Here is a 17,357-nt window from a genome sequence, read left to right on the forward strand (position 1 = left end):
TGCACGCAAAAAGGACGATGGCTCGATCAAAGCGGGTGCGATGCGGGTGTGGCGGGAGCTGTACGATATCATCTCCGCCGACAGAGTCTCTACACCCAAGCCATCTTGAGGGGTCTTCGAAGATGGGCAAACCGTTAGCTCGTAATCACCGGGTGTCAGAATTCGGGGAAACTGCCAAGCTCGCCTTTCCGGTAGTGCTAACGCAAGTCGCGCAACTGACGATGATGACGACCGATCTGCTTTTCATTTCTCGAATAGGGGAGAATTCGTTGGCGGCCGCAGGGCTGGCCAGCAGACTCTATCTAGTTTTTTTCACGTTCGGCCTCGGCCTGCTCGGGGCCATTGCGCCGATCGCGGGGCAGGCATTCGGATCACGCAACATAGTTGAACTTCGGCTCTTACTGCGCATCGGGCTTTGGGAGGCAGTGCTGCTATCACTTCCGATTATGGCGCTTGTCCTACATGGAGGACAAATACTGTCCGCTCTTGGGCAAGGGCCGGATGTGACGCGGCTTGCTCAGGAATATCTGACCGGATTGGCCTGGGGGGTGGCGCCGGCGCTGGGCTTTCAGGTCATTCGTAGTGTCATGGTCGCGATCAACTGCCCGGGTGCGGTCTTGTGGATCATGGTTGGAGCAACGCCAATCAATGCCTTGCTGGTATATCTACTCATCTATGGGAAGTTCGGACTACCGCGGCTAGAGCTGTTCGGGGCAGGTGTTGCAACTAGTATAGTGAACTGCGGGACGTTCTTGGCTGCCGCGTGCTTCGCTAAATCGCATGTTCCTTTCCGCGGCAGTCCCATGGTAACATGTATTTGGCGCGTCGATTGGCGCTTTTTGCGCCAACTAATCGTGATCGGGACACCGATCTCGATTGCCACATTGGTCGGATACGGCTTCTCGTTGATTGCCGCGTTTCTAGTGGGCCGGATCAGTACGAGCGCACTCGCCGCTCATCAGATTGCGGGTCAGGTCGGCGCGGTTCTCTTCATGATCTCTTACGGCATCAGCACGGCGGCGGCTGTGCGGGTTAGCAATGCAGTCGGGCGCAACGACAGTTCGGCTGTCAAAAGGGCGGGTCTGATCGCGATCCAGCTCGGTGTCGTGATCGCCGCGATAGTAACCAGCGTGGTCATCGCGGCACGCTTTGACATTGCCGGGCTCTTTCTGGGCGCGGTGATCGGCGATGCCGAAGCGACGGCGTGGCTAGCTGCGGATCTCCTCTTCATCGCTTCGACCTTTTACATAACTGATGCAGTTGCTACTGTTGCTACCGGCGCCCTTCGAGGACTGAAGGACGTGAAAGTACCCCTTCTCTTCGCGTGCATAGCTTATTGGCTGGTCGGCATCTCCCTCAGCTACGCTCTAAGTTTGAACATATACCCTGGCGTTGTTGGTGTCTGGCTCGGCATGTCATTCGCATCCACTATTTACGCCGGACTCCTCACGTTGCGCTTCTGCTTGCTGGCCAACAGATTTGGGGGGTCGTCATCCTGCGTTCCCTGACCGCACTCCACCCCTGGAGCTACAGACGATTTGGGCCGCAGGCGCGGTCGTCGGCGTAGGCCGCGGGCGGGCTGGTTTGTCCGGTTAGCGGCTAAACCTCGGGCTTTTCGGCCTTCGGCTTAACGATCGCCGCGAGTACCTGGCGGCGTTCTTCAATAATCCAAGGAGCGTCCTTGTGGATTGCGATCAGCTCTTTGAGGTTCTCGATCCGGTCATCGGTGAACGCCATCACCCCGTCTTCACCGACGCTGACGACCCATAGCTGGTCATCCTCGGTGTCCATTTCTTCGGCGGCCTCGAACAGCCATTCCGCGTCTTCGCCGAGCATCTCAGCGACATGGCTGAGAGTGAACACGTGGCTGCCCTTGTTGACGTGTCCCATCAAGCCGCCTGTGCCGCAAGGCCTTGCTGTTGCGCTGTCTTCCAGTTCCAGGGCAGCAGCTCATCGAGCCTGTGAGCGGAGTGGGTGGCGATGCGAGCTAGTACATCGGCCAGCCAGGCCTGAGGATCGACGTCGTTCATCTTGGCAGAGACGATGAGGCTATACATGGCGGCGGCTCGGCGCCCTCCGCGGTCGGACCCACAGAGATTGGCATGTAGGAGGCCTTCATGCGTCTTCGGACGATCGGCGCCAAAACGCCAGCACGCTCCGCCATCTGGCGCCGGCGGTGGATCGACTCGCCTTCCTTGCCATAGCGTTCGGCCTGCCGGTTCAGCGGCTGGTGCTGGCCGAACTTCTCGAACAGCACCATCGCCAGTAAGCTGGGCCCGGCCCAACCTCGGGCGATGACGCGCAACGGCGCCGTGGCCTGGCTGATCTTTTCGCAATCACGGCAGCTGAACTTCTCCCGGACGTGCCTTTTTGCAATCTCACGGGACTATTGTGAAGGCGTGTCTAGACCAAAAGCACGCGCGACTAGCCGAATGCGACTTCGCTTTCGTAGATCCCGATCAGCCTTGCTCCCCAGGGGATCAGCGACCCTCAAAGATGGGGCTGGGTCACGCCGCGGCTCGATGGAAGCCGCCAACCAACTAGACTAAGAAAAAAGTGTCAGAGATTCCCGGCGTCTACGCGAGGGCTCGAGTGTAGCAGAGGGCGTCGCTTGACGAGCACGGCTACGTAATCCTGGATTCAGCCGCGATGCTCAAGCCGATTGTCGGCAACCCGCAGAGCTGGCTCGCTTCGGCGAACCAGCTCGGCGCGACAAGAGTAAGGCGGCACAAGCCTCCCATGATTGCGACGACTGCCAAACAGGGGTAGGGGCCGTAGCGCTCCCAAGGCAATCGACAGCGGCGACGGACGACATCGCGGCGCGATTGAGTGCAGGGTAATAACGCATGAAACGCAGGCTGAGGAGATGGTCGCGCTCGCGTGTGCAATAATAAGCCCCTGCCTGACGCCGGTTGCCCCCCACACGCCTACGACAAGCGATGACACCAATCCCGCAAGCTGCGAACGCAGAAATTCAGCTAAATTGACATCAACAAGACGACGATCCTCAGACTCGCCCTAGAAATTGACGATAAGCTGCAATGGACCTCTGTATCGTTCGCCTTGAAACTAGGCGCTCGGCTGACCGGAGTTTTCTCCGGCAAGAACGTGCTGCAACTTCAAAGGGGTGGAACATGACATTTTCACGGCGCGACATTATGAAGACGGGCTTGGCCGCCGGAGCAGCCATGTCGATGCCATCGGTTATGCGAGCACAAACGGCGCCTAGCGTTGCGCGGACGGTCCGCATGGTGAAGTCCGGCGACCTCCGCATCTTCGATCCGATTTCCTCAACGGCCACCATCACCGGCGATCATGGGCTTGCGATCTACGATACACTATTCGCGCCCGACTCCAAGCTTATGCCGCAGCCGCAGATGGTGGGGAAATGGACCGTTTCTGACGACCAGAAGACGTACACGTTCCAGCTCCGGGATGGCCTTGGGTGGCACGACGGTACTCCAGTCAGTGCGGCGGACTGTGTAGCTTCCATTCGTCGTTGGGCGCAAATCGCCCCTGGTGGAAAACTCATAATGGCTCGCGCCAAGGATATCTCAAAGAGGGACGACAAGACCTTCGTGCTTGAGATGAAGGAGCCGCTGGGGCCTCTTATTGACATCCTGGCGAGTTTGGGGGCACCTCTGTACATTATGCGGGAGAAGGACGCGAGTCGCGCCGCAACAGAGCAGGTAACTGCGAACGTCGGATCGGGGCCATTTAGATTCAACGAAGCTCTTGCCAAACCGGGCGCAAGCTTCACCTATGATCGCAACGAAAAATACGTACCGCGCAGCGAACCGCCAGACGGGTTCGCTGGCGGGAAAGTCGCTAATGTTGATAGATTGATTTGGCAAATTATCTCCAATCCTCAGACTGCTCTGGCGGCATTACAGGCAGATGAGGTCGATTTCCTCGAAGGTCCCCCCGCGGACCTATACCCGCTGATCGAAGGTGATCCTAACCTTGCGCTCCAAGTCTTAGACAAATTGGGTTGGGTCAATCTTCTCCGCCTGAACTGTCTTCAGAAGCCGTTCGATAACGTGAAAGCGCGCCAGGCGATGCTTCACCTGGTCGATCAAGAGGCGTTCTTGCGCATTCTTTCACCAAGCCCAAAATACTGCCGATCGGTTACTTCGATCTTTGGAAATGACACACTTTATTCCACTGATGAAAATACGGGATGGTACAAGAAGGGCGGAGATCCCGAAAAAGCTAAGCAACTGTTCGCAGAGGCCAATTACGCCGGCGAGAAGGTCGTCATTCTTCAACCAACGAACATGATGGGATACAGCAATGCGTCGCAGCTTCTGGCAGCCTCGCTGCGGAAGATAGGGATCAATGCCGAACTTGCGGCGAGTGATTGGGGCGGACTTGTTACGCGCAGAGCGAACAAGGGCCCCGTCGAAGATGGAGGTTGGAGCGTCTTTATCTCGGCTTGGCCCGATATTAGTCTTAGCGATCCGATCGGCACGCCCTTGCTAGTCGCGGATGGCGAGAAGGGGTGGTTTGGCTGGCCGAAGAATAACGACTACGAGGCGCTCAGGGCAAAATGGGCTGATACGCCAACAGTTGGCGAGCGCCAAGCGCTGGCGCGCAAGATGCAGGGACTTTGGTGGGAGTTCGGCGGCACGGTTCTGCTAGGTCAAACATTTACGCCAATTGCGCGCCGCAAGACGCTGACTGGACTTATCCAAATGCCAGCGCAAGTCGCAATGTGGAACATGCGGACGGCATGAGAGCGCAATGGCAGCTTACATAATTGGCAGAATACTGTCGACTATTGCCGTCATGACAATGGTCGGGATTTTCATCTTTTTGCTTCTCCGGCTGTCGTCCGGCGACCCGGCGGCAATCATTGCCGGTGACGCGGCGACGCCACAGATCATCGCGGGCATTCGTGAACAGCTGGGACTTAGTGACCCCCTCCCAGTCCAGTTCCAGCGTTGGGCGCTAGGGATTCTCGGTGGTGACTTCGGGAGCTCAATTTTCACCGGGCGACCGGTTCTTCTACTCATCTCGCAGCGCCTGGAGCCGACCATTTCTCTGTCTATCTTGACGATGATCCTTTCGGTCCTGACTGGAGTCACTTTCGGCATGCTTGCCGCATGGCGCGTCGGTGGCTTTATCGACCGTATCCTCGCGGGCTTTGCGGCGCTTGGGTTTTCGGTCCCGGTCTTTGTCGTTGGCTATTTTCTCGTTTATTGGTTCGCCATCAGGGAGCGCTTGCTGCCAGTCCAAGGATACCAGCCTATCAACCAGGGCCTTCGGCCGTGGTTTGTGCACCTGATCCTCCCCACGGTGACGTTGAGTTTTCCCTATATTGCCTATATCGCAAGGATCACGCGCGCGAGCATGCTCGAAGTGTTGTCTGAAGATTATATGCGGACGGCAGCTGCGAAAGGTGCGTCTTCATATTCCATGCTTTTCCGTCATGCGCTTAAGAATGCGGGTGTCCCGATCATCACAGTGATTGGCATTAGTTTCGCATACTTGATTGCTGGCGTCGTCATCACGGAAACGGTGTTCAGTATCCCTGGTGTTGGTCGTTTGACAGTCGATGCGATCAGCAATCGTGACTATCCGATCATACAGGCCGTTCTGATTCTCGCTTCGGGCCTGTACGTCCTAATTAACCTAGTGGTCGATCTAGCCTATACCCTGATCGATCCGCGCATCCGGTACTGATATGGCACTTCTCGCCGCATCAGATGAATCGCTGTCATTGGGCCGGCCACGGCTATCCGGCATTTCGTTGGTGGCAGGGCGGCATCCCCTGGTGTTTGTTGGTGGAGGCTTGTTGGCGCTGCTGATTATCCTGGCGCTAGCCGCGCCACTTTACGCCGGCGATCCCCTGAACATGGATCCGTTCCATCGGCTGCAACCGCCTTCGGCTCAGATGTGGATGGGGAGTGACAATCTCGGCCGTGATGTGTTCGCGCGAACGATCTTCGGAGCTCGCATCTCGCTCCTAGTCGGGTTGACGTCGGCCGCAAGCGCTGCTCTGGGAGGGCTTTTGATCGGTGTCATCGCGGGCTACAATCGCACCTTCGACAATATCGTCATGCGGGTTATGGACGGCCTAATGGCGATCCCGACGATCCTGCTGGCCATCGCTCTCATTTCGCTGACCGGCGCCGGGATCGGTATCCTCATCTTCGCCATTGCAGTCCCCGCGATTCCAAGTGTTACCCGGTTGGTTCGTTCCGTGGTTCTGAGCGTTCGCACTCGTCCCTATGTGGAGGCCGCCCTCTGCGGTGGCGCGCGCCTGCCGAAGGTGCTGTGGCGGCATATCCTTCCTAGCACTGTCCCGCCGCTCATGGTGCAGAGCGCCAATGTCTGCGCGGCTGCGATAATGACCGAAGCCGGGCTGAGCTTTCTCGGCGCAGGTGTGCCGACCGAGATCCCCACTTGGGGCAACATGATCTCAAGTTCTAGCCTGTATCTCGCCGTAGCCCCATTGACGATTTTCGCACCTGGCATCTGCCTTGTCATCACGGTCCTTGCCGTCAACTTGCTCGGAGACGGCTTGCGTGACTTGTTCGACCCGCGCTCAAAAGGCAGACCCTGACATGCAAACTCAGAAAGCTACCGGGGATAAGTTGCTTCTCGATGTTCAAGGGCTGAAGACACATTTCTTTGGCGAGCAAAGCGTCACCCGTGCGTTGGACGGCATCAGCTTCCACGTCGAGCGAGGCGAAACGCTCGGCATTGTCGGCGAGTCCGGATGCGGTAAGAGCGTTACGGCCCTTTCAATTCTTCGCCTACTTCCCAAGCGAGGCACCAAAATCGTAAGTGGTGAGATCCGCTTTAGCGGACGTGATTTGCTGACACTTTCAGAACGAGAGATGCGACAGATCCGCGGTGACCGGATCGCCATGATCTTCCAGGATCCAATGACGAGCCTGAATCCGGTTTACACTGTGGGTCGCCAAATCGCCGAGGCGGTGCAGATCCACACGGGGGCGTCCCGGGCAGATGCCATGGCAAAGGCACAAGAGATGCTCCGTCTCGTCCGCATCGCGGATCCAGAGCGTCGCATCAACAACTACCCCCACGAGATGTCCGGCGGCATGCGCCAGCGCGCCATGATTGCCATGGCCCTCGCATGCTCACCGGAATTATTGATCGCGGATGAGCCAACGACCGCACTTGACGTCACGATACAGGCGCAAATCCTGCGGCTGATCGTTGACCTCAAAGAGCGGATCGGAACTGCCGTGGTGTTCATCACGCACGATTTGGGCGTTGTCGCCGAGACGTGCCAACGGGTGATTGTTATGTATGCTGGCTGTATCGTCGAGCAAGCGTCCGTCACGGATCTGTTCGCGCGCCCCGCGCACCCCTACACTCAGGCACTCATGCGCTCGGTGCCTGATGCGCGGCACGGACGGCGGCAGCGCCTTCCTGAAATACCTGGAATTGTTCCAAGCCTGCGCGAGCCTATCGTCGGGTGCAGCTTCGCTCCGCGGTGCCCGTTCGCGATAGGTATTTGCCGCGAGAAAGTGCCAGGTATGCGTGATGTCGCGCCGGGGCACACGGCGGCTTGCTGGCGCGCCGAAGAGGTGGTGGTCGCATGAGCGGTCCTCTGCTGAAAGTCGAGAACCTGACCAAGCATTATCCGCTGGGCATGGGATTCTTGAAGAGGGCCGTTCCGATGATCCGGGCGGTCGAGGATGTATCCTTCTCGGTCGAGGCCGGCGAGACGCTCTGCATTGTCGGCGAATCCGGCTGCGGCAAGTCTACTGTCGCGCGTCTCTTGATGCGGCTCGTGGAGCCGACCGCCGGACGTGTGCTGATCGAAGGAACTGATATTGCCGATCTTAACAGGCATGAGCTTCGACATTGGCGCCGTCGGATGCAAATGATCTTTCAGGATCCTTACTCTTCGTTGAACCCCCGCCTTACGGCTGGACAGATTATTACCGAACCTGCAGAGAATTTCGAGCGCCTTAACCGGCAGCAGCGCGAAGCGCTTGCGGCGGATCTTCTCCAAAAGGTTGGGATGTCGTCCGAGATGATGCACAGGCTTCCGTCCGAATTGTCGGGCGGTCAGCGGCAGCGTCTCGGAATCGCGCGGGCGCTGGCGCTCAAGCCATCGCTCATCGTAGCCGACGAGGCGGTCTCGGCCCTTGACGTCTCCGTAAAGGCACAGATCCTGAACGTGCTTCTTGATCTCCAGCAACAGTTGGGTATTGCCTTCCTCTTCATCTCACATGACCTGAGTGTCGTCGAGCATATCGCTCATCACGTCGCCGTCATGTATTTAGGGCGGATCGTGGAGCGCGCCCCCTGCGATGTTCTCTTTGCAAAGCCCGTTCACCCGTACACGGAGATCTTGATCGCGGCTGCCCCGGTGCCGGACCCCGCCAGAGCCCGCCGGGACGTCACTGTGCATGGCGAGGTGCCAAGTCCCATTAGTCCGCCGAGCGGGTGCGCATTTCACCCGCGCTGCCCGCTCGCGGTCGAGCGTTGCCGTATCGAAGTGCCGGCTCCGGTGCCTATGGCGGACGGACGCATCGTAGCCTGCCATGTGCGCGCCCCAACCAGCCCTGCCCAGTCCTTGGGGGCAGCCGAGTGTTCGCTGAGCCCTGTGGAACGGCCTTTGAGGTGTCCGTGATATTGTCCGCTGCGCTCGCATCTCTATCCTGCTTCCGCAACATTAGCTCGGGATTGGCTCGCAGGCGACGGACTGCTGTGGCCGTTGGGCCCGATCTTTCGCTGCCAAGTGCCGTGCTACGTTGCTGGTGCAATCTGGAGAGGACTATGGCCGAGAGAACGGGGCGGGTCCTCCTCAGAAGGCGCACTGCCGTGACGTTGACCAACTCCACATGTGCGAGGGCTTGACCTCGCGAACTAGTTAAACTTCCAAACAGAAATGCATGAACCGGCCAGGACGACGTAAAAAGGAAGATCATGACAGAGCCAGACTTGCGTGCACGCATTGAAAAAGAGACGGAGACGTCTACGATGAGCATGCTCGAATTCGACGGTCAGCATTACCTCGATGGTCGCGCATCTGATCCGCGCGAGCTCTGTTGGATGCGCGGTTTTCCACCACCTGCTGACAAGCGTATCTCGTTCGAGAGCGACACCTTTTTTGAATTTCCGAAGATACGTTGGTCGCTGTCACACATGCGCGAATTGACTCCTTCCGTCAATATTTGGCGGGGACCTGGCGCTCCGTCGCATCTGGATGTGCGTGACCAAACAGTGGAAATCGATTCTCTGATGTTCACTGATGCGGCCGGATGCACTCGCCGGTTCGATCAGGCTCTGTTCGATACCTACACTGACGGAATCGTAGTGCTGCATCGCGGACGCGTTGTATACGAGCGGTACTTCGGCGCGCTTACGCGCTACCTGCCTCATGCGTGCAATTCGATAACGAAGTCATACGCAGGCACGCTTGCTGCCGCTCTCGTGCATGAAGGCGTGCTCGACGACTCGAAGACGATCCCGCACTACGTCCCCGAGCTGCGGGGCACCGCTTGGCAGGACGCCACGCTGCGCCAGGTAATGGACATGCAGACGGCCTTAGACTACACCGAAGTATATGCCGATCAAAATTCGAGCATATGGGATTATGCTCGCGCGGTCGGTTGGCGCCCACAAACTGTCGGCTACCGCGGGGAGAAGACCTGCAGCGATTACCTACGCTCGGTCGAGAAGGACGGCTTTCATGGCAAGGAGTTTGCATACAAAACCGTAAATACCGAAGTTATGGCTTGGGCCGCGGCGCGAGCCACAGGGCTCTCTTTCGCGCAGCTGCTCAGCGAACGCCTTTGGGCGCCCCTGGGCTGCGAACAGGACGGATACGTCGTGGTAGACTCCGTCGGCATGCCTATGGCGGGTGGAGGATTATCGGCAACGCTTCGCGATCTGGCTCGTTTTGGAGAGTTGATGCGGCGTGAAGGTGCGTGGAAAGGAAAGCAGCTTATCCCCTCTTCAGTTGTGGGCGATTTGCAACAGGGTGAGCACCGCCTGAAGTTTCCTATGATGGGATCAAACTACTCTTATAGAAGTCAATGGTGGGTGACACACAACGAGCTGGAAGCCATTGAGGCTCGGGGGATACACGGACAGCGCCTGTATATCGCGCCGAAGGCAGAGATGGTGATCGCTCGGTTCGCGTCGCATCCGATAGCGTCCGCCGCGCTAAGCGATCCAATCACGATGCCGCAGATGTTAGCATTGGGGCAGATGCTGCGTGCATAGCCTGATCGGTGAGCGGTGTGTCTCTGCTCGCGGTACCTGGACCGGATCGTGCGCATGAACTAAATACGCTTCGTCGCGATTCAAGATGACTGGACAGCTCGCGCGACTCGACTCCACCTTGACGATCGCGGCTCACTACAGTGGTCGCAGGAGAGCGCCACTGCATAGCAGTGCATGTGGTGTCGACTTGTAGGGAAGACGTTCTGATCAGATATGATTTTAAACGATGGAGCTTAGAGGAGACTATGGAGAGACAGTCAGGTGACAACTCGCAGCAGCAAGCTGACCGGTATGATCAGGTAGCGTCGATAGCAACGAACGTGGAAGATGGGTTCACGATGGTAGCCGTCGGTGACCTTATTGTCACGAGGCCTCTCACCAAAGGTCAAGGCCTCGGCGCGATTGTCGAGATACTGCGCGATGCCGATGTCACGTTTGGCAACATGGAAACCAACATCTTCGATGCGCGCACGTTCAAGGGTAGTCCGCAGGCTGAATACGGTGGTGCTTATCACGTTAGCCTGCCGGAACTCGGACCTGACTTGAAGGCTATGGGTTTCAACCTGGTCAGCTATGCGAACAACCACACGTTTGACTGGGGTATCGAAGGTATGCGGGAGACCAGCCGTGTGCTGGATCAAAACGGGATCGTCCATGCGGGTGTTGGCGAAAACCTGGCTCAAGCCGGAGCCCCTCGCTTTCTCGAGACATCGCGCGGTCGCGTGGCATTAGTTTCCTTGGCTGCAACGTTCACGCCGATGTCACGAGCATGCGACGCGGCTGCCGGGGCGCCTGGCAGACCCGGAGTGAATGGCTTGCGTTTGTCGAGAACCGTCGTCATTCCAGCGGAGATGCTGGAGGATGTGAGGCGGGTGCGCGGTGCATTGCCCGACTACAACCCTGAAAGCGACGATCTAGGCGCCGTGTTGCTGGCTGGCGCGACGTACAGAGCGGGCGTCAAAGCCGGCTACAGTTACGAGCCTGATCCTCGAGATGTCGGGGCCATTCTCCGAAACGTTCGGCAAGGCAAGCAATTCGCCGATTTCTGCATCGTCAGCAACCATGGTCACGAACCCGGCAATTGGAGCCAGGAGCCTGCCGACTACGAAAGATCGTTTGCTCATCGTTTGATAGACGCTGGAGCAGATGCATATGTTGGCCACGGACCGCACCGGTTGCGAGGAATCGAAATCTACAAGGGGCGCCCTATACTTTACAGTCTAGGAAACTTCATCATGGACGATCTGCGAACACCCATTGGTGCTGATATGTTTGACGCTTACGGCAAAGATCCCCGCTCCCATACCGATGCCGAGGTAACAGTTAGCGAAATGTCAAATGGATACCGGACTGATCCTGGTTTTTCAGACCCGGTCTTTTACGATAGCATCATCACGATCTGCCGATTCCAGAAGAACCAGCTTGCAGAACTACGGCTTTACCCGATTGAACTCGGTCACTCGAAGAGATTCGCCAACCGCGGCATTCCTTGCTTGGCTTCTCCGCCTCAAGCAAGAGTCATCTTGGAGCGCCTAAGGACACTGTCCAGGCCATTCGGGACTCATATCGACATCAAGAATAATACTGGGATCATCAATTTGCAGCCTGAGTTATGATGAAGCGGCCCGACATTTACAAGATCTGGCGCTGACCAGAAAGAAGAGTGTGAAAGGCGAAGAGTGTGCTCGGGCGCTACCGCCTGATTGCATGTTCGTCGGGCTCTCGCGGCGGCGTGGGTAAGGATTGAGTGGATCAGCAATGCCGCCGCTGGAACATGCCTGTGGTTTATTCGCAGGAAGAACTTAGGCGCGAACCGACTAAAGTTGCCCGAATAATGCGTGGCACACCGAATATGATCGCAGCTCCATCTTGCTATTGCGCTCAAAGTATAGATCAGAATATTGAAGGGGTAAGAAAATATGAGCGAGCGCAGCAATAGCTTTTTGTCAGAGGCCGAATGCGAGGCCATCATGGAACTGCGCCACGCTATGCAGCGAGAGCCTGAGCTTTCGAACGCCGAATGGAAGACGCAGCAGCGGATTCGGGATCTGTTGCAGCGCTTTGGGCTCAACGATGTTAAAGCTTTCCACAAAACCGGCCTGTATGTCGACATCGAAGGTAGCTCTTCTGGTCCGAAACGATCAATTGCGGTGCGAGGCGATATCGACGCTCTGCCAATCCAAGAGGCGCGCCGAGATCTGCCCTATTGCTCGCAGATCGACGGTGTCATGCATGCTTGTGGCCATGACATCCATGGCTCGATTGCGCTGGGCACAGCACTGGCCTTTCACCGCATGCGCAGCAGTTTCGCCGGCAAGGTGCGCGTATTTTTCCAACCAGCGGAGGAGGCCGAGCCGCTCGGCGGGCGTACAGTGATGGAGCAAAAATTGCTGGACGGATTCGACAGAGCTGTCGGCTTCCACGTGAGCCCGAGCATTCCCGCGGGCAAGTTTAGCGCCCGGGAGGGCGCGGTGAGCCAATCCGCCGACCAGTTCAAGCTGACGATCAACGGCAAGATGGCGCATGGCGCGTCGCCGCAAGAAGGAGTCGATGCGATTGCTATTGCCGGCGCCTTTATCAATGAGACGCAAAAGCTGATTTCGCGGGAAATGCCGGCCGATGACGCCGCCATTATCACGATCGGCACTATACGGGGGGGGACAGCAACCAACATCATATGCCCGTCGGTGGTGATGGAAGGGACGATCAGGACACGTAGTTCGGAACGTCGAGAGCTCCTTTCCCGACGCGTGTGTGAAGTGGCGGAGGGCGTTGCTGCGATGCACCGCGGCCGTGCCGAGTGCATCATCCGCAGAGGGGAACCTCCTGTAATCAACGATGCTGAACTGGTAAGGCGCTTCCGGCACATCGTACAGGATCTTGCAGGAGACGACGCTTTCCTTGAAATGAGGCTGGGAACGGGCAGTGATGATTTTGGCTTCTACTCGGCATGTGTGCCGTCAATCTATTTCTTGTTTGGTAGTTGCGCACCGGGCAGTGAATCGCCACTGCACACGCCGACATTCAGAGCATCGGATAGCGTTGTCATGCCTACGACGGAGCTCGCCGTCAAATACGTTTTCGATCTGCTCAGTTCCTAGTCACGTGATTCTAAAGTTCGCCACATAAAGTCTGCTGGGCCTTGTGGCAGAAGCGTTTGAGAGAAGCCAAGATCTGGTCTGCGGACTTGGTTCATTTGAAGGGCTTCAGGTTATCATTGTGCCTTTCGATGAAGGTACGGATATCGGCCTCGAGTTGCCTGACGGAGGTGTGAACACCTCGCTGGATCTGCTTTCTGGTGAGTTCAGCGAACCAGCGCTCGATCTGATTGATCCATGACGCGGAAGTCGGCGTGAGGTGGACATGATAGTGCGGCCGGCGAGCGAGCCACGCTTTGTCTTGGGTGTCTTGTGGGTGGCGTAGTTGTCGATGACGATATGGACAGCGAGCCCCTCAGGGATTTGAGCGTCGATCTCTTTGAGGAACTTCGAGAACTCGACCGCCCGATGGCGCTTGTAGCATTTGCCAATGACGAAGCCGGAAGCGACATCGAGCGCGGCAAACAGCGTGGTCGTACCATGCCTCACATAGCTGTGCATACGCCGTTCCGGCACCCCAGGCATCATCGGCAAGACCCGCTGCTCGCGATCGAGCGCCTGAATCTGGCTTTTCTCATCGATGCTGAGGACGAGCGCACGGTTCGGTGGGGATAGATAAAGGCCGACGATATCGCGCACCTTGTCGACGAACAGCGGATCGCTCGACAACTTGAATGTCTGGCTACGGTGCGGCTGCAAGCCGAACGCCGACCACATTCGGCCCGCCATCGACCGGATCGACCAGTGCGTCGCGTCGACCGGCGTCGTCCGCAGCGTCCGCTCGATCACTGCGGCAACCTGATCGTCGTTGATGGTGCGAGGGCGGCCAGGTCGCGCTTCGTCAAGCAGGCCATCACAGCGATCCTTCAAAAACCGGCGACGCCACTTACCAATGGTATGTTCGTGAAGGCCGAGTTCGGCAGCTACGGACTTGCTTGCCAAGCCATCCGCAAACCGCAGGATCGCACGGCATCGATCAGATAGCGAGCGGGCTACCCGATCACGACGAACTTGCCTTTCCAAGTACGACCGCTCCTGCGGACTCAGCAGCAACGGCGCGATCGGCCGGCCTCACACCTGCATTCACCACCAGCGCTCTCCTCTCTAGAGATTCGAGCGATCAACTAAGGTCACGAACTTGCGTTCCAGATGACTACAATCACCAGGCATTTGGGTCCTGCTTGGCTGTTGAGCACCTCCTCCAGAATTGGTCGAGCCCGCCCCAAACAGAGCTGTCGGAATTGCCATCGGTTTGTGTGCTGCATAGTCCGAGTCAAAATGACGGGCTGTGGGTTCCAGATGGCTTTTGAAAGAAGTTGGGGATGGAGCATTGCAAGACACGTACTGCCATTGTGAATTGTTTCGATGAAAATAACGCTTTGCCGAACAAGACCACGTCAGAAGTTATCTTTCCAGCATCACCATATGGTCTCGGCGAACATCGAGTTGTTTCTTCCCAGAGCGATGCCGCGCGACGCTCTCCAGCGGGTGTTGTTGCTGACTCTCTGCCATCCTCGACAAGCGGACAAAGTCAGGCCGGTGCCAGAGCATATAGTTCATTGCCTCAGGAGCTCGGAGAAGCGCGAAAGGGATTCTAGCTCGGGGTGCAGCAATCGGGAATGTCGTCGGGGCAGCGGTCTGCTTTAAGGTGGTTACATCGACATCGCGCTTTATTTCACACGATCGTCGTTGAATATCTGCAAGCGCTTGCCGCCGCAGAGCGAGCCATGGGCGGCTTGCGGATAATTTCCCACAGTCGGAGAACCTCTAACGCCGGGATTGGCGCGTGCCTGGCTTGCATGTATCTCCGCGCTTCCATTCTCAACCCATTACGGCCGGCCGGGTGCGCCGACGACGAGACGCGTCATTAGGTTTCCGCGCCGCCTGCGCTGACTGAGGCCTATGTGCCGATCGGTGATTGTCACCCTTCAATTCAGGTTCTTGTGATGATCACTTCCGCTTGTCCGGCAGATACCTGGGCCACATCTGAACAAACGCAGCTGGAACTCAAGACTGCCTGAGACGCATGGTTTCGGCCACAGCGTCTTCGAAGATTTCGAGACCTTCATTCAAAGTTGCGCGGTCAATCGTGAGTGCCGGCAAAAACTTTATAACCTGATCATTCGGCCCGCAGCGTTCGATCATTAATCCTTTTTCGAACGCAATGCGCGCGATCGTCTCCGCTGTTTGCGCCACAAGGCAATCAAAACCAAAGACCATGCCACGCCCTCGAACCGCAAAAGCATTTCCATATTTAGTAGCAATAGCCGAAAGTTGGCGATGTAGAAAAGTTCCAGTGCACTTGACCTGTTGTGCGAAGAGTGGTTCGCGCCAGTACACGTTGATTGCGGCGGTTCCAGCGACAAGCGCGAGATTATTGCCTCGGAACGTCCCGTTGTGCTCTCCCGGTGCCCATCCATCGAGTTCGTCCTTGATCAACAGCATTGACAAGGGAAGACCGTATCCACTTAATGATTTCGATAGCACGACTACATCGGGCGATAAGGCTGCAATCTCGAAACTAAAAAAGTCACCCGTGCGACCACAACCCATCTGAATGTCATCTACTATCAAGAAAGCGCCAACTTCTTTCGCAATCGTCTGCACGGATCTTAGCCATTGCTCGGACGCGACATTAATTCCACCTTCTCCCTGCACCGTTTCTAGTAGAATTGCAGCTGGGAGATCTACCCCACTGCTCTCGTCCATCAATGCAGTTCTGAGGTGCTGTGCGGTATTCACCGTTGGCCCTAAATAGCCTTCATATGGCATGAAAGTCACGCCGGAGAGAGCGACGCCACTCGGTTTGCGATAGAAGCGGTTGGCGGTTGCTGCAGCGGCCCCTAAACTCACTCCATGATATCCGCGAGTAAAAGAGATAACGTTGTGACGTCCGGTAACTTTGCGCGAGAGCTTTAGCGACGCTTCTACAGCATTCGCTCCCGTCGGACCGGTGAACTGAAGCCGGTATCTCAAGCCGCGTCTTTGCAGGATCGTTGAGTCGAAGGTCTCCATAAAGTCAATCTTCGCGGGGGTGGCCATATCGAGTGCATGGACGAGCGCATCTGATCCGAGATAGTCAGTAATAATGGCTCGTATAGCAGGATTGTTGTGTCCGTAATTCAGCGCCCCCGCGCCAGAGAAGAAGTCAATGATTTTTCGCCCGTCGTTCGTTAAGATAATCGATCCTCGGGCGTTGCTGAAGATCGCGGGAAACGCGCGAGAATATGATCGAACGTTAGATTCTAGAGCTTCGATTGTCTTAAGGTGTTGCTGCATTCTGTCGGCGGTATTCATGATGGCTTTCCTGGGGCGAGTGAGTGCATCAACGATTAGGCACGACGGCTCGAAAAGACGCGGCGTTTCCATCTAAGAGTAACGGGCCTCATTTACTCCGAGAGACTGCATTCACGCACCTACCAATGCTGGCGGCCTCGGCCTGGGTTCGCGGTGGACTGCTTTTGGAGCACTACCTCATGGACTGTCGGCGGCATTGCACTTCGTTGGGTGCGCCATAGTACAGGTACCTGCACAGTAATCTTTGCGTCCAGCCTGAGGCGAGGTGAGGAGCCGGCGAAAGCCGCCGGCACAATCGAATTACGGCTCTCTTCAGTATTCGGACGGCGGAAACAAAGTTGCGAGATGCTATTGCGGGCTCATGGGAGCAATTGGAAGAGCAGTTCGCATTTTCGACTGCTGCATTTTGATCCCGTACCGGCCTTGGCGGACCCTAGACGCGCCCCTACGCCGCTGATGAAGAAGTGCGATTTGTTTCTCGCTCCTCGTACGGCCGCATCCTACCGATTCCCGACAGAACGAAAATGCCAGACTGGGGAGAGTTCGAGAGTTCGTGGTTTGAACGCGCTAGAGTTAACCAACTGGAATGGCGACATCCTGCCGAGTTCGTGAGCGGCGGCCGCAAGAGCCCGCATCCTCAGCGAGATGATCAATCAGGTGGTACATTGTCTCCCAGCGGTTCGCCGCGTGCGGGCTCAACGGAAAAGTTGGAATGGCCGACGACTAATAGATCGATTTTGCGGCCTG

The 17,357-nt window shown here is 57.0% G+C and carries 11 protein-coding genes and 3 pseudogenes; 9 read left to right on the forward strand and 5 right to left on the reverse strand.

The window, feature by feature from the left end; translation table 11 throughout:
• Positions 1-122: 122 nt before the first annotated feature.
• Positions 123-1,508, forward strand: a complete 1,386-nt coding sequence (locus ACVIIW_RS15970) for an MATE family efflux transporter (RefSeq protein ID WP_456701610.1) — start codon at positions 123-125, stop codon at positions 1,506-1,508.
• 91 nt (positions 1,509-1,599) lie between these two features.
• On the opposite strand, the gene ACVIIW_RS15975 is transcribed toward ACVIIW_RS15970, so the two are convergent.
• The 3 genes and pseudogenes from ACVIIW_RS15975 to ACVIIW_RS15985 form a co-directional block, all read right to left on the reverse strand.
• Positions 1,600-1,890: a hypothetical protein gene (locus ACVIIW_RS15975; protein ID WP_456701611.1), complete on the reverse strand. Its 291-nt coding sequence runs from the start codon at positions 1,888-1,890 to the stop codon at positions 1,600-1,602.
• Positions 1,890-2,093: pseudogene (locus ACVIIW_RS15980) on the reverse strand (transposase domain-containing protein); the annotation flags it as partial. The pseudogene ACVIIW_RS15980 and the gene ACVIIW_RS15975, both read right to left, overlap by 1 nt.
• A gap of 86 nt (positions 2,094-2,179) precedes the next feature.
• Positions 2,180-2,362: pseudogene (locus ACVIIW_RS15985) on the reverse strand (IS66 family transposase); the annotation flags it as partial.
• A 772-nt stretch (positions 2,363-3,134) separates the two neighbouring features.
• On the opposite strand from ACVIIW_RS15985, the gene ACVIIW_RS15990 reads away from it, so the two are divergent.
• From ACVIIW_RS15990 to ACVIIW_RS16025, 8 genes are all read left to right on the forward strand, one after another.
• A complete protein-coding gene (locus ACVIIW_RS15990) occupies positions 3,135-4,736 on the forward strand; it encodes an ABC transporter substrate-binding protein (RefSeq protein WP_456701612.1) in 1,602 nt (533 codons plus the stop codon).
• 7 nt (positions 4,737-4,743) lie between these two features.
• On the forward strand, positions 4,744-5,685 hold the full coding sequence (locus tag ACVIIW_RS15995; protein WP_456701613.1) for an ABC transporter permease: 942 nt from the start codon (positions 4,744-4,746) through the stop codon (positions 5,683-5,685).
• A 1-nt stretch (position 5,686) separates the two neighbouring features.
• Positions 5,687-6,568: an ABC transporter permease gene (locus tag ACVIIW_RS16000; protein ID WP_456701614.1), complete on the forward strand. Its 882-nt coding sequence runs from the start codon at positions 5,687-5,689 to the stop codon at positions 6,566-6,568.
• Between the two features lies 1 nt (position 6,569).
• Positions 6,570-7,577: an ABC transporter ATP-binding protein gene (locus ACVIIW_RS16005; RefSeq protein WP_456701615.1), complete on the forward strand. Its 1,008-nt coding sequence runs from the start codon at positions 6,570-6,572 to the stop codon at positions 7,575-7,577.
• On the forward strand, positions 7,574-8,617 hold the full coding sequence (locus ACVIIW_RS16010) for an ABC transporter ATP-binding protein (RefSeq protein ID WP_456701616.1): 1,044 nt from the start codon (positions 7,574-7,576) through the stop codon (positions 8,615-8,617). Before ACVIIW_RS16005 ends, ACVIIW_RS16010 begins: the two co-directional genes overlap by 4 nt.
• Positions 8,618-8,967: 350 nt before the next feature.
• Complete coding sequence (locus ACVIIW_RS16015; protein ID WP_456701617.1) at positions 8,968-10,215, forward strand: serine hydrolase domain-containing protein; 1,248 nt, start codon at positions 8,968-8,970, stop codon at positions 10,213-10,215.
• Positions 10,216-10,460: 245 nt separating this feature from the next.
• Positions 10,461-11,831 (forward strand): CapA family protein, encoded by a 1,371-nt coding sequence (locus tag ACVIIW_RS16020; protein ID WP_456701618.1) that lies wholly within the window; start codon positions 10,461-10,463, stop codon positions 11,829-11,831.
• 303 nt (positions 11,832-12,134) lie between these two features.
• Complete coding sequence (locus ACVIIW_RS16025; RefSeq protein WP_456701619.1) at positions 12,135-13,316, forward strand: M20 metallopeptidase family protein; 1,182 nt, start codon at positions 12,135-12,137, stop codon at positions 13,314-13,316.
• Between the two features lie 10 nt (positions 13,317-13,326).
• Here the strand turns inward: ACVIIW_RS16025 and ACVIIW_RS16030 are convergent.
• Positions 13,327-14,403: pseudogene (locus tag ACVIIW_RS16030) on the reverse strand (IS630 family transposase).
• A gap of 917 nt (positions 14,404-15,320) precedes the next feature.
• Positions 15,321-16,610 carry a diaminobutyrate--2-oxoglutarate transaminase gene (gene ectB, locus ACVIIW_RS16035; protein ID WP_456701620.1) on the reverse strand — a complete coding sequence of 430 codons (1,290 nt, stop codon included), beginning with the start codon at positions 16,608-16,610 and terminating at the stop codon, positions 15,321-15,323.
• Positions 16,611-17,357 lie beyond the last annotated feature (747 nt).

Source organism: Bradyrhizobium sp. USDA 4449, assembly GCF_054056275.1.

Bases quoted from the DNA above. Each gene is read 5' to 3' on its own strand.
- ACVIIW_RS15970 (WP_456701610.1), top strand. From the start codon at position 123: ATGGGCAAACCGTTAGCTCGTAATCACCGGGTGTCAGAATTCGGGGAA.
- ACVIIW_RS15975 (WP_456701611.1), bottom strand. From the start codon at position 1,890: ATGGGACACGTCAACAAGGGCAGCCACGTGTTCACTCTCAGCCATGTC.
- ACVIIW_RS15990 (WP_456701612.1), top strand. From the start codon at position 3,135: ATGACATTTTCACGGCGCGACATTATGAAGACGGGCTTGGCCGCCGGA.
- ACVIIW_RS15995 (WP_456701613.1), top strand. From the start codon at position 4,744: ATGGCAGCTTACATAATTGGCAGAATACTGTCGACTATTGCCGTCATG.
- ACVIIW_RS16000 (WP_456701614.1), top strand. From the start codon at position 5,687: ATGGCACTTCTCGCCGCATCAGATGAATCGCTGTCATTGGGCCGGCCA.
- ACVIIW_RS16005 (WP_456701615.1), top strand. From the start codon at position 6,570: ATGCAAACTCAGAAAGCTACCGGGGATAAGTTGCTTCTCGATGTTCAA.
- ACVIIW_RS16010 (WP_456701616.1), top strand. From the start codon at position 7,574: ATGAGCGGTCCTCTGCTGAAAGTCGAGAACCTGACCAAGCATTATCCG.
- ACVIIW_RS16015 (WP_456701617.1), top strand. From the start codon at position 8,968: ATGAGCATGCTCGAATTCGACGGTCAGCATTACCTCGATGGTCGCGCA.
- ACVIIW_RS16020 (WP_456701618.1), top strand. From the start codon at position 10,461: ATGGAGAGACAGTCAGGTGACAACTCGCAGCAGCAAGCTGACCGGTAT.
- ACVIIW_RS16025 (WP_456701619.1), top strand. From the start codon at position 12,135: ATGAGCGAGCGCAGCAATAGCTTTTTGTCAGAGGCCGAATGCGAGGCC.
- ectB (WP_456701620.1), bottom strand. From the start codon at position 16,610: ATGAATACCGCCGACAGAATGCAGCAACACCTTAAGACAATCGAAGCT.